Origin of the sequence: Paracoccus versutus (genome assembly GCF_000763885.1) — a bacterium.
GTDB classification, from domain to species: domain Bacteria; phylum Pseudomonadota; class Alphaproteobacteria; order Rhodobacterales; family Rhodobacteraceae; genus Paracoccus; species Paracoccus versutus.
Window position 1 is genome coordinate 1 of the sequence record NZ_JRKO01000038.1, and the last position, 11,741, is coordinate 11,741.

At 70.8% G+C, this 11,741-nt stretch carries 10 protein-coding genes and 1 pseudogene; 5 read left to right on the top strand and 6 right to left on the bottom strand.

The genetic code is table 11. From position 1 onward, the window contains the following. The first annotated feature begins 342 nt into the window (after positions 1–342). From IT40_RS16940 to IT40_RS16960, 5 genes are all read left to right on the top strand, one after another. The gene (locus tag IT40_RS16940; protein WP_036757705.1) at positions 343–651 is read left to right on the top strand and encodes a DUF485 domain-containing protein; all 309 of its coding nucleotides are present in this window, start codon (positions 343–345) and stop codon (positions 649–651) included. Between the two features lie 26 nt (positions 652–677). Then, positions 678–2,363: a cation acetate symporter gene (locus IT40_RS16945; protein ID WP_275600449.1), complete on the top strand. Its 1,686-nt coding sequence runs from the start codon at positions 678–680 to the stop codon at positions 2,361–2,363. Positions 2,364–2,456: 93 nt separating this feature from the next. After that, positions 2,457–2,828 carry a response regulator transcription factor gene (locus IT40_RS16950; RefSeq protein WP_036757709.1) on the top strand — a complete coding sequence of 124 codons (372 nt, stop codon included), beginning with the start codon at positions 2,457–2,459 and terminating at the stop codon, positions 2,826–2,828. A 105-nt stretch (positions 2,829–2,933) separates the two neighbouring features. Next, on the top strand, positions 2,934–3,902 hold the full coding sequence (locus tag IT40_RS16955) for a bifunctional enoyl-CoA hydratase/phosphate acetyltransferase (RefSeq protein ID WP_279432832.1): 969 nt from the start codon (positions 2,934–2,936) through the stop codon (positions 3,900–3,902). Beyond that, the gene (locus tag IT40_RS16960; protein WP_036757712.1) at positions 3,899–5,002 is read left to right on the top strand and encodes an acetate/propionate family kinase; all 1,104 of its coding nucleotides are present in this window, start codon (positions 3,899–3,901) and stop codon (positions 5,000–5,002) included. The genes IT40_RS16955 and IT40_RS16960 overlap by 4 nt, the downstream gene beginning before the upstream one ends. On the opposite strand, the gene IT40_RS16965 is transcribed toward IT40_RS16960, so the two are convergent. From IT40_RS16965 to IT40_RS16990, 6 genes and pseudogenes are all read right to left on the bottom strand, one after another. Further along, on the bottom strand, positions 4,999–6,765 hold the full coding sequence (locus IT40_RS16965) for a PHA/PHB synthase family protein (protein WP_036757714.1): 1,767 nt from the start codon (positions 6,763–6,765) through the stop codon (positions 4,999–5,001). The genes IT40_RS16960 and IT40_RS16965 overlap by 4 nt on opposite strands. Positions 6,766–6,827: 62 nt before the next feature. Further along, positions 6,828–7,811: a zinc-dependent alcohol dehydrogenase family protein gene (locus IT40_RS16970; RefSeq protein WP_036757716.1), complete on the bottom strand. Its 984-nt coding sequence runs from the start codon at positions 7,809–7,811 to the stop codon at positions 6,828–6,830. A gap of 100 nt (positions 7,812–7,911) precedes the next feature. Next, positions 7,912–8,694 (bottom strand): annotated as a pseudogene (locus IT40_RS16975) (heme ABC transporter ATP-binding protein); the annotation flags it as partial. Then, entirely contained in the window at positions 8,682–9,758 is a 1,077-nt protein-coding gene (locus IT40_RS16980) for a FecCD family ABC transporter permease (RefSeq protein WP_036757720.1), read from the bottom strand. The gene IT40_RS16980 and the pseudogene IT40_RS16975, both read right to left, overlap by 13 nt. Further along, the gene (locus tag IT40_RS16985; protein WP_036757722.1) at positions 9,758–10,636 is read right to left on the bottom strand and encodes a heme/hemin ABC transporter substrate-binding protein; all 879 of its coding nucleotides are present in this window, start codon (positions 10,634–10,636) and stop codon (positions 9,758–9,760) included. Before IT40_RS16985 ends, IT40_RS16980 begins: the two co-directional genes overlap by 1 nt. Then, positions 10,633–11,673, bottom strand: coding sequence for a hemin-degrading factor (locus tag IT40_RS16990; protein WP_036757724.1), 1,041 nt, complete (start codon positions 11,671–11,673; stop codon positions 10,633–10,635). The genes IT40_RS16985 and IT40_RS16990 overlap by 4 nt, the downstream gene beginning before the upstream one ends. Positions 11,674–11,741 lie beyond the last annotated feature (68 nt).

Below are 11,741 nucleotides of genomic sequence, written 5' to 3' on the forward strand. Positions count from 1 at the left end.
GCTCGGGCAAGATCATGCGCCGCATCCTGCGCAAGATCGCCGAGGACGATTTCGGCGCGCTCGGCGACATCTCGACGCTGGCCGACCCCGGCGTCGTCGACGAACTGATCGAGAACCGGATGAACCGGCACTGACAGCCGCAGCGGGCCGTCGGCGGATCGCCGGCCCGGCATGGTGCAAGACGGACCGCCATGGGCGATGCGCGCCCATGGACCGGTCGCGGCATGGCCGGAGGAGCCTGCCGCCCGCCGAAAAGCCTTCCAGAAGAAGATCGTCTCGCCGGCATGGCGCCGGCGCGGCTGAAAAGACAGCATATCGTGGCAGTGGAGGAGCACGACCCCGATGCAAGACAACCTGGCCGAACGGATCGCCGCAGATCCGAACTATCAATTACTGAAAGCGAAACGATCCCGCTATGGCTGGATCCTGACGATTGCGATGCTCGTGGTCTATTACGGCTATATCCTGCTGATCGCCTTCGACAAGGAACTGCTCGCCTCGCGGATCGGCGACGGCGTCATGACCTGGGGCATCCCCCTGGGCTTCGGCGTGATCGTCTTTACCATCATCATCACCGGCGTCTACGTGCGCCGCGCGAACAGCGAGTTCGACGAGCTGAGCGAGAAGGTTCGCCGGGAGGCGCTGAAATGACCCACAAGATCCTGCGCAACGGCCTGATGGCCGCGGCCCTGGCCATGCCGGGCGCCGCCATGGCCGCCGACGTGATCCAGGGCGCCGAGAAACAGGCGACGAACTGGACCGCGATCACCATGTTCGCCGCCTTCGTGCTGGCGACGCTCTACATCACCAAATGGGCGGCGTCGCGGACCAAGTCGGCGGCGGATTTCTATACCGCGGGCGGCGGCATCACCGGCTTCCAGAACGGGCTTGCCATCGCCGGGGACTACATGTCGGCCGCCTCGTTCCTGGGGATCTCGGCCGCGGTCATGATCTCGGGCTATGACGGGCTGATCTATTCGATCGGCTTCCTGGTCGGCTGGCCGATCCTGACCTTCCTGATGGCAGAGCGGCTGCGCAACCTCGGCCGCTTCACCTTTGCCGACGTGGCGGCCTTCCGCTTTGCCCAGACCCCGGTGCGCATCTTTGCCGCCTCGGGCACGCTGGTCGTGGTGGCCTTCTACCTGATCGCGCAGATGGTGGGCGCGGGCTCGCTGATCCAGCTGCTGTTCGGCCTGGACTACTGGATCGCGGTGGTGATCGTCGGCGCGCTGATGATGATCTACGTGCTGTTCGGCGGCATGACCGCGACGACCTGGGTGCAGATCATCAAGGCCTGCCTGCTTCTGGGCGGCGCGACCTTCATGTCCTTCATGGTCATGTGGCACTATGGCTTCAGCCCCGAGGCGATGTTCGCCGATGCGGTCCGCGTCAAGGCCGATCTGGCCACCGCCGGCGGCAAGACCGCCGAGGAAGCCGCCGTCGCCGGCCAGTCGATCATGGGTCCGGGCACCTTCATCAAGGATCCGATCTCGGCCATCAGCTTCGGCATGGCGCTGATGTTCGGCACCGCCGGCCTGCCGCATATCCTGATGCGCTTCTTCACCGTGCCGAGCGCCAAGGAAGCGCGCAAGTCGGTGATGTGGGCGACCGGCTGGATCGGCTATTTCTACCTCCTGACCTTCATCATCGGCTTCGGCGCCATCACCTTCGTGCTGACCAACCCGGAATTCCTGGACGGCTCCGGCGCTCTGGTCGGCGGCAGCAACATGGCGGCGGTGCATCTGGCCAAGGCGGTGGGCGGCAACGTCTTCCTGGGCTTCATCTCGGCCGTGGCCTTTGCCACCATCCTGGCGGTGGTCGCCGGCCTGACGCTCTCGGGCGCCTCGGCGGTCAGCCACGACCTCTATGCGACCGTGATCAAGAACGGCAACCCCGCGCCGGGCAGCGAGCTGCGCGTCTCGCGCATCACCACGGTGGCCCTGGGCCTGGTGGCGGTCGTGCTCGGCATCGCCTTCAAGAACCAGAACATCGCCTTCATGGTGTCGCTGGCCTTCGCGGTGGCTGCCTCGGCCAACTTCCCGGTGCTGTTCATGTCGGTGCTGTGGAAGGATTGCACGACCAAGGGCGCCGTGGTCGGCGGCTTCCTGGGGCTGATCTCCTCGGTGGTGCTGACGGTGCTGTCGCCCTCGGTCTGGGAAGCCACGCTGGGCAACCCCGCCGGCTCGGCGCCCTTCCCCTATACCTCGCCGGCGCTGTTCTCGATGACCCTGGCCTTCCTGGGCATCTGGCTGGTGTCCAAGATGGACAACGGCACGCGGGCGCGCATCGACCGGGCCGGCTTCCTGGCCCAGCAGGTGCGCTCGGAAACCGGGATCGGCGCGGCGGAAGCCTCGTCGCACTGAAAACGCAGGCCCGCCCCCTTGGGGGCGGGCCATCGTCGTCCCGGAACCGACCCGCCTGGCCCGGCTTCGGTGTCCGATCCTTCGGAGGGGGTGATGGCCCATATCCTGATCGTCGAGGACGAGGACAATATCGCCGCCGCGCTGGAGTTCCTGCTGGCGCGGGCCGGCCACAGCTACAGGCGGATCGCCGGCGGCACCGCCGCGCTGGACGAGATCCGCGCCAACCGCCCCGACCTGGTGCTGCTGGACATCATGCTGCCCGACATCTCGGGCTACCAGATCGTCGAGGCGCTGCGCGCCGACCCCGGCCTGCGCGACGTGCGGGTGCTGCTGATGACCGCCCGTGGCTCGGTGGTGGAACGCCGCAAGGGGCTGGCGCTTGGCGCCGACGGCTTCATCGCCAAACCCTTCGAGCTGTCGGAACTGCGGGCCGAGATCGCCCGGCTTCTGGACCGCACCGGCTGACCGCCGACGCCGGCCCCCGCGCCGGATCGTCGCAGCGGGCCGGCCTTTCCCGCGGCGCTTGCGGCGGGACGCCGCTTTTCCCTTGCCTCCCGCCGGCATATCGGGATCCTCGGGGGCGCGGGATCCGCGCCAGCACGGAGGATAGCGATGACCGACGCCTATCAAGCCATCATCGACCGCTGCGCCGGTTTGCCGCCACTGCGCACCGCCGTGGTCCACCCGGTCAGCCATACCGTCTTCGACGCGGTGGAAGAGGCGCGCGCGGCCGGGCTGATCGAGCCGGTGCTGGTCGGCCCCGCCGCCCGCATCGCCGCCGCGCTGACCGAGGCGGGGCAGGCCCCCGACACCTATGAGATCGTGGATACCGAACACAGCCACGCCGCCGCCGCCCGCGCCGCGCAGATGGCCGCGACGGGCCAGGTCGGCGCGATCATGAAGGGCTCGCTGCATTCCGACGAGCTGCTGGGCGCGGTGATCCACCCGCAATGCGGGCTGCGCACCGAGCGGCGGATCAGCCACGCCTTCCTGATGCTGACCGAGGATTATCCGCGCCCCTTCATCATCACCGATGCGGCGGTCAACATCGCCCCCGACCTGATGGTCAAGGCGGACATCCTGCACAATGCCATCGTGCTCTGGCGCGTGCTGTGGGGGCCGGCCCGGCCCAAGGCCGCGATCCTTGCCGCGGTCGAGACGGTCAATCCCAAGATGCAGGCCACGCTGGACGCGGCGGCGCTGTGCAAGATGGCCGATCGCGGCCAGATCGAGGACGCCGATCTGGACGGGCCGCTGGCCTTCGACAATGCGATCAGCCCGGCGGCGGCGCGGGAAAAGGGCATCGTCTCGCCCGTGGCGGGGCAGGCCGACATCCTGCTGGTGCCCGACATCGAATCGGGCAACATGCTGGCCAAGCAGCTGGTTTTCATGGGCGGCGCCGATGCGGCGGGGATCGTGCTGGGTGCGCGGGTGCCGGTCGTCCTGACCAGCCGCGCCGATTCCGTGCGCGCCCGGATGCTGTCCACCGCGCTGGCCGTGCTGATGGCCGAGGCGCGCCGGCTGGGGCAGGTGAAATGACCCCGGCGATCCTGACGCTGAATGCCGGCTCGTCGAGCCTCAAGTTCCGGGTCTTCGCGCGCGAGGGGCTGGCGCTTCTGGCGCGCGGCGCGGTCAGCCGGATCGGCGCGGATGCCGAGCTGGCGGCCCGGCTGGCCGGCGAGCCCGAGTTCCGCGGCCCGGTCGCGGGCGGCGATCATGCCGCCGCCATGCAGGCCGTGCTGGATTTCATCGACGCCCATGACGAGGGCTGGCGGATCGAGGCGGTGGCGCATCGCATCGTCCATGGCGGCACGCGCTATGTCCGCTCGACCCCGGTCACGCCGCAGGTGCTGGAGGATCTGGCGGCGCTGATCCCGCTGGCGCCGCTGCACCAACCGCACGGGCTGGCCGCCATCGCCGCCGCCCGCCGGCTGGTGGGCGACGAGGTGCCGAACCTTGCCTGTTTCGACACCGCCTTCCATGCCGGGCGGGATGCCCTTTTCACCCATTTCGCCCTGCCCGAGCCGCTGTTCGAACAGGGCGTGCGCCGCTATGGCTTTCACGGCCTGTCCTATCAATGGCTGGCGCAGGTGCTGGCGCGCGACCATCCCGACCTGCACCGGGGCCGGGTGGTCGCCGCGCATCTGGGCAATGGCGCCAGCCTTTGCGCCATGCATCAGGGGCGCAGCGTCGATACCACCATGGGCATGACCGCGGTGGACGGCATTCCCATGGGCACGCGCTCGGGCGCCGTCGATCCCGGCGCGATCCTGCTGATGCAGCGCAGCTTCGGCATGACGCCCGAAGAGATCGAGGATCTGATCTATAACCGTTCGGGCCTTTTGGGCATGTCGGGCAAGTCGAACGATGTGGCGGCGCTGCTGGCGGATGGCTCGGCGCAGTCGCGTTTCGCGCTGGACTATTTCGCGCTCAGATGCGCGCAGGCGGCGGCGGCCATGGCGGTCTCGCTGGGCGGCATCGACGCCATGGTCTTCACCGGCGGCATCGGCGAGAACGCCGCCCCGGTGCGCGAGGCGATCCTGCGCCGCATGGCGCCCTTGGGCGATTTCGCGACGCTGATCATCCCCGCCAACGAAGAGCGGATGATGGCGATGGAGGCCGCCGCCCTGCTGGCCTAGCGCTGGCGGACATAGCTGCCCGGCGCGTCCTCCAGCGCCGGATAGCCCGCGGCGGCCGCGCCCATGCCCGGCGGCGCCACCCGCTCGGCCGCGGAATGCCGCGCCAGCCAGTCGATCCAGGCCGGCCACCAGCAGCCCTCGCGCAGCGCGGCGGCGTGCAGCCAGTCGTCGGGCGGCAGGCAGGTGCCGTCCCGCCCGCGGGTGGCGATGCGGTGATGGCCGGGTCCGGCCGGGTCCAGGATGATCCCCGCCAGGTGGTCCCGATCCCCCAGCACGAAGGTCAGCTCGGCATCGCTGAGGCAGTGCAGCCGATAGACCGAGCGCCAGGGGGCGACGTAATCCTCTTCGGTGCCGACGGCAAAGACCGGCGCGCGGATGTTGCGCAACGCCACGGGCCGGCCGTCGGCCAGCAGCCGGTCGCCGGCCAGCGCGTTTTCCAGGTAGAAGCGGCGCAGGTATTCGCCCTGCATGCGATAGGGCATCCGGGTCGAATCGCTGCTCCAGGCCAGCATGTCGGTCATCGGCTCGCGCTCGCCCATCAGATAGGCGCGCACCATGCGCGACCAGATCAGGTCGTTCGAGCGCAGGAAGCGGAAGGCGCCCAGCATCTGTTCGGCCGTCAGGTAGCCGCGTTGCCGCATCGCGCTTTCCAGGCTGTTGAGCTGGTCGTGGTCGATGAACAGCCCCAGCTCGCCCGGCTCGGCGAAATCCGTCTGCGCCGCCAGCAGCGAGACGCTGGCCAGCCGGTCGTCCCGCGCCCCGCCCATCGCTGCCGCCGCGATGGCCAGCAGCGTGCCGCCCAGGCAATAGCCCGCCGCATGGATGCCCCGCCCCGGCAGGATGGCCGAGATCGCATCCACCGCCGCCATCACCCCCAGGCTGCGGTAATCCTCCAGCGTCAGGTCGCGGTCCTCGGCCGTGGGATTGCGCCATGAGATGCAGAAGACCGTGTGCCCGGCGCCGACCAGGTGCCGGACCAGCGAGTTTTCCGGCGAAAGGTCGAGGATATAGTATTTCATGATCCAGGCCGGGACCAGCAGCACCGGCTCGGCCAGCACGGTGTCGGTCGCGGGGGCGTATTGGATCAGCTCGATCAGGTGGTTGCGATAGACCACCTTGCCGGGGCTTGCCGCGACTTCGTGGCCGACGCGGAATTGCTCGGCCCCGACCGGGGGCTTGCCGGCGGCCAGCCGGGCCATGTCCTCGGCCCAGTTGCGCATGCCCATCCATTGGTTCAGCCCGCCGGTCTGCAGGGTGCGGGCGATCACCTCGGGATTGGTGAAGGGCAGGTTCGCCGGCGAGGCCATGTCGAGCCATTGCTGCACCATCGCCGACAGCAGGTTCTGGCGATGCGGATCGACGCCGGGCACGTCGCGCGTCGCCTCCTGCCACCATTGCCGCGCCAGCAGGAAGCCCTGGGCCCAGAGGCTGAAGGGCGGGTTCTGCCAGGCCGCGGCGGCGAAGCGGCGGTCCTGCGGGGGCGGCCGGATCACCGGCTCGGCCGCCGGATCGGCGGCGAGCGCCGCGGCATGGGCCAGCAGCGCCGCCGTCTCGCGCGCGGCCTTGTCGGCCAGCTCCAGCCGCTTGCCCGGCGCGGCGGCCAGGTGCGCCGACCAGTCCATCAGCGCCATGCCGAGCGCCAGGGGCGAGACGCCGGTGCCGAAGCCGGCGGCCATCGCCTCGCGCAGCCGGTCGATGGCGCGAAAGGGGCCGGCATCGGTCGGGACGGGGCCGGTTGCAAGGGTATTCGCCGTTTCCTTCATGGCAGCAGATCCCGGTCGGAAAGAGAGGGGCTGGCCGGGCGCGGCCGCGCCCGGCGGGCGGCTCAGGGCACCAGCACGGCCGCGCCGTCGAAGCGGCCGGCGCGCAGGTCGTCCAGCGCGCGATTGGCCTCGCGCAGCGGATAGGTCGTGGTTTCGGTGGCGATGCCGATGCGGGGCGCCAGCGACAGGAAGTCCAGCCCGTCCTGCCGCGTCAGGTTGGCGACCGAGGCGATCTGGCGTTCGTGCCAGAGCAGCGCATAGGGAAAGGCGGGGATGTCGCTCATGTGGATGCCGGCGCAGACCACGCGGCCGCCCTTGCGCACCGCCTTCAGCGCCGCCGGAACCAACTCGCCCACCGGGGCGAAGATGATCGCTGCATCCAGCGGCTCGGGCGGGGGCTGGTCCGAGCCGCCGGCCCAGACCGCGCCCAGCCGGCGCGCGAAATCCTGCGAGCGCAGGTCGCCGGGGCGGGTGAAGGCATGGACCGCGCGGCCCTGCCACGCCGCCACCTGCGCGATGATATGGGCGGCCGCGCCAAAGCCGTAAAGCCCCAGCCGCGGCGCCTTGCCCGCGATCACCAGCGCGCGCCAGCCGATCAGCCCGGCGCAAAGCAGGGGCGCCAGCGCCACGTCCTCGCCGGCCTCGCCCAGGGGAAAGGCGAAACGCGCGTCGGCGATCGCCGCGGTCGCATAGCCGCCGTCCCGCGTGTAGCCGGTAAAGCCCGGCGCGTCGCACAGGTTCTCGCGCCCGTCGCGGCAATAGGGGCAGGCGCCGCAGGCGTGGCCCAGCCAGGGGATGCCGACCCGCTGGCCCAGGGCAAGGCCGGTAACGCCGGGGCCGAGCGCATCGACCCGGCCGACGATCTCGTGTCCGGGGATGATCGGCAGCACCGGGTCGGGCAATTCGCCGTCGACCACGTGCAGGTCGGTGCGGCAGACCCCGCAGGCCAGGACGCGGACCCGGATCTCGCCCGGACCGGGGTCACGGTCGGGCAGTTCGGTCCAGACCAGCGGCGCGCCGATCCTGTGCAGCAGCATGGCATGCATCGGGCATCTCTCAACAGCGGGGTCATGTCCAATATGCGGATGCCGGGGCGGGCTTGTAAATGGGCGCGGCCTTTGGTCGCGGGTCTTTCGGCCCGGCCGGTCACGCCGCCGCGTGCGGCAGCACCCAGATGCCGCTGTCGGGCACGGCATTGACGCGCAGCCGGCAGCCATAGGCGCTGGACAGCGCCTCGTCGGTCAAGACCTCGTCGGGGCGGCCCTGGCACAGGACGCGGCCGCCGCTCATCAGCACCAGCTTTTGCGCGAAAAGCGCGGTCAGGTTCAGGTCGTGCATGACCGCCACCACGCCGCCGCCGGCCCTGGCGTAATCGGCGGCCAGCCGCATCACCGTCAGCTGATGGGCGATGTCGAGGCTGCTGACCGGCTCGTCCAGCATCAGCCAGCGCGGGCCGTCCGCGTCCAGCGGCTGCCAGACCTGCGCCAGGACGCGGGCCAGTTGCACCCGCTGCTGCTCGCCCCCCGAAAGCTCCTGGTAGAGCCGGCCGGAAAAGCCCGGCAGATCGACCGCCCCCAGCGCCGCCGGCACCAGCGCATCGGCGCGCTCGCCGCGGGCCTCGACGCCGATGCGCACCACCTCGGCCACGGTAAAGGGGAATGACAGGGCGGCGGCCTGCGGCAGCACGGCACGGCGCCGGGCCAGTTCCTCGGGCGACAGGGCGGCGATGTCGTGCCCGTTCAGGGTGACGGCCCCGCGGCAGGCGAGTTCCCCGGTCAGGCTGCGCATCAGCGTGGTCTTGCCCGAGCCGTTCGGCCCGACGATGGCGGTGATCTCGCCCGCCCGCGCCTCGACCGAGACGCCGTGCAGGATCTGCTTGCGGCCAAGGCTGACCTGGATGTCGCTGGCGATCAGGCTCACAGGTCCAGCACCCCGCGGTTGCGCAGAAGGATCCACAGGAAGAACGGCCCGCCCATGACGGCGGTGACGATGCCGATGGGCAGCTCGGCCGGGGCGATCACCGTGCGGCTGACCATGTCGGCCAGCAGCAGCGTCACCGCGCCCAGAAGCGCCGAGTTGACCAGCAGCCAGCGGTGGTCCGGCCCGCTCGCCAGCCGCAACAGATGCGGCACGACGATGCCGACGAAGCCGATCCCGCCCGAGACCGCGACCGCGGCGCCGGTGGCGGCGGCGACGGTCAGGATGGCGCGGTTCTTGACCTTCTGCACGCGGATGCCGACATGGCCGGCCGCCGCCTCTCCCAGCGCCAGCGCATTGAGTCCGCGCGCGAGCCAGGGGGCGTAGAGCAGGGCCAGCGCCATGATCGGCGCCCCGGCCAGCAGCTTGGGCCAGTTCGCCCCGGCCAGCGAGCCGAGGCCCCAGAAGGTCAGGTCGCGCAGCTCGCGGTCGTTGGCGCGCAGGATCGCCAGCCCGGCCAGCGCCCCCATGATCGCGGCCAGCGCGATGCCGGCCAGCAGCATGGTCGCGACCGAGGTGCGCCCGCGCCGGGTGGCGATGCGGTAAAGCGCCATGGTGGTCAGCCAGCCGCCGGCAAAGGCGGCGACCGGGACCAGATACCAGCCGAAGAACGCCGCCACCCAGCCGGGCAGCGCGCCGCCCAGCACGATGGCCAGGATCGCCCCAAGCGAGGCGCCGGAACTGACGCCGACGATGCCCGGATCGGCCAGCGGGTTGCGGAACAGCCCCTGCATCACCGCGCCCGAGACCGCCAGCGAGGCGCCGACGAAGATGCCCATCAGCACCCGCGGCAGCCGGATGTCCAGCAGCACCACCCGGTCCTGCACCGCGAGTTCGCGCCCCGCCAGCAGGTCCGAGAGCGCGCGGGCCAGCGACGTCCCCGAGGCGCCCCAGCCCAGCGAGATCACCGCGACCACCGCCAGCAGCAGCGCCAGGAACAGCCCCAGGCGCCGCGCGCGATGGCTGCGGTCGCCTTCCAGCCGTCCGGGGCGAAGGTCGGGCGTCGCGGCCACCATCACGACCCCGCGTATATCAGGTCGTGCAGCTCGACCGCCGCCTCGCCGGTGCGGGGACCGAACCCCAGGAGCTTCAGCCCGTCCATCATCACCACCGCCCCCGCGCGGCCCGCCGGGGTCTGGGCCAGCGCCGGCATGGCCAGCACCGCCTCTTTCGCCGCGGTGTGGCTGCTGCCGCCATTGGCCTGCGCATCCGCCTGTTCGTCGCCGCGGCGCATCATCAGGATGACGTCGGGCGCGGCCTCGATCACCGCCTCGTCGGTGACGGGCTTGTAGCCCTCGACACCCTGCAGGGCGTTCTGCGCCCCGGCCAGGCGGATGATGCCGTCCGCCGCGGTGTCCGCGCCAGCGGCCATGACCCGCTCGCCTTGCAGCGACAGCACGAACAGCACCTTTTTCGGCTCGCCCGCCACCGCCTGCGCCCGGCCGAGCGCCGCTTGCAGGTCGGCCGCCAGCTTGTCGTGCAGCGCGCGACCCTTCTCCGGCACGCCAAGCGCCTCGGCCACCGCATCGACCTTGTCCAGCACGCCCTCGGCGTCATAGCGCTCGTCCACGCTGACGAAGGCCACGCCGGCCGATTGCAGCACCGAGACCGCCTCGGGTGGGCCTGCGCCCTCTTCGGCGATGATCAGGTCGGGCGAGACCGACAGCACCCCTTCGGGCGACAGCGCGCGGACATAGCCGACATCGGGCAGGGCATTGGCCTGGGGCGGCCAGTTCGAGGTGGTGTCGCGGCCGATCAGCCGCGCCTCTTCCCCCAGCGCATAGACGATTTCCGTCACAGAGCCGCCCAGCGACAGCACGCGCCGGGCCTCGGGGTGGCCCTCCGCGCCGGCCGGGCCGGCCAGCAGGACCAGGGCAAGCGCCAGCCGTTTCATTCTGCCGCCTCGGCCAGCGCCGGCAGGCCGGCGACCAGCGCCGCCCATTGTTCGGCATTACCGCCCTTTTCCGGGCGCAACCCGAAGCATTGGAAGATCAGCGCCCCCTCGGCATCGAAGGCCTCGACCGAGATCGCCGGGCCGCGCTTGGTGGGCTTGTCCACCGCCCAGACCTCGGCGACGTGGTCGCCGCGCAGGTGCAGGTTGAAGCGCGGGTCCATGACGTTCAGCCACGGCCCCATGGGCCTCAGCGAATGGATCTTGCCGGAATGGATCTCGATGCAGCCCATGTTGCCGACGAAGAACATCACCCCCACGCCATCGGCATGGACGCGCTCCAGCAGCGCCGGCACCGCCTCGACCGCCAGCGGCCGCACCAGCGGCGCGCCGGCGATGCGATAGGCGCCCAGCCGGTTCATCTTGAGCCGGCGGATCAGGATGTTGAACTGATGCGTATCGGTCATGTCGGCCCATTCCCGGCGCAGCGCATCGGCGCGCTCGGCGCCGGCCCTGGGCGGCTCGACCGGCGCGCGCGGCTCGAAGCGGGCGGTGTCGGACTGGTCCGCCAGCGCCAGGTCGCGACGCAGCGCCTCCCAGGCTGCCAGGTCCGAGCCCTCGCGCAGGTGGATCTTGTGGACCGCGTCGCCCGCCGCGTCGAAGACCTGGACCGAGCGGCGAGTGCCGCTCTCGGCCTGCTGCTCGACGGCGAAGGCATGGACCCAATGGCGGGGAAAGATGCGCAGGTCGATCTCGGGGTCCACGGTCATGGCGGCATGCTCGCCGTCGTGGAAATCGTTGTAGGTGCCGACCTTCTCGATCACGCAAGAGCGGTTGCGGGTCAGCGCCATGACCTCGCCCAGGGCCTGCACCTGCGGGATCAGCCGGCCGGGCAGGGCGTCGATGCAGGTCGCGCCATGGCCGACCCGCGCCGCGACCAGCGCCGCCTCGGGGACGCCCAGCCGCTCGGCCAGGTCAAAGGGACGGCCGCCGTCCTCGGCCAGGATGCGGCGCAGCTCTGCGGGGGAATGGTCGGTCATCGCGGTGCCTTTCGCTGCTGTTGCATGCCCGGTTCGGACCGGGAAGATGCAAGGAATCATTGACAGTT

What these genes read in the sequence shown, in the direction of transcription:
- IT40_RS16940 (WP_036757705.1), top strand. Translation starts at nt 343, where the DNA reads ATGCAAGACAACCTGGCCGAACGGATCGCCGCAGATCCGAACTATCAA.
- IT40_RS16945 (WP_275600449.1), top strand. Translation starts at nt 678, where the DNA reads ATGGCCGCGGCCCTGGCCATGCCGGGCGCCGCCATGGCCGCCGACGTG.
- IT40_RS16950 (WP_036757709.1), top strand. Translation starts at nt 2,457, where the DNA reads ATGGCCCATATCCTGATCGTCGAGGACGAGGACAATATCGCCGCCGCG.
- IT40_RS16960 (WP_036757712.1), top strand. Translation starts at nt 3,899, where the DNA reads ATGACCCCGGCGATCCTGACGCTGAATGCCGGCTCGTCGAGCCTCAAG.
- IT40_RS16965 (WP_036757714.1), bottom strand. Translation starts at nt 6,765, where the DNA reads ATGAAGGAAACGGCGAATACCCTTGCAACCGGCCCCGTCCCGACCGAT.
- IT40_RS16970 (WP_036757716.1), bottom strand. Translation starts at nt 7,811, where the DNA reads ATGCATGCCATGCTGCTGCACAGGATCGGCGCGCCGCTGGTCTGGACC.
- IT40_RS16980 (WP_036757720.1), bottom strand. Translation starts at nt 9,758, where the DNA reads ATGGTGGCCGCGACGCCCGACCTTCGCCCCGGACGGCTGGAAGGCGAC.
- IT40_RS16985 (WP_036757722.1), bottom strand. Translation starts at nt 10,636, where the DNA reads ATGAAACGGCTGGCGCTTGCCCTGGTCCTGCTGGCCGGCCCGGCCGGC.
- IT40_RS16990 (WP_036757724.1), bottom strand. Translation starts at nt 11,673, where the DNA reads ATGACCGACCATTCCCCCGCAGAGCTGCGCCGCATCCTGGCCGAGGAC.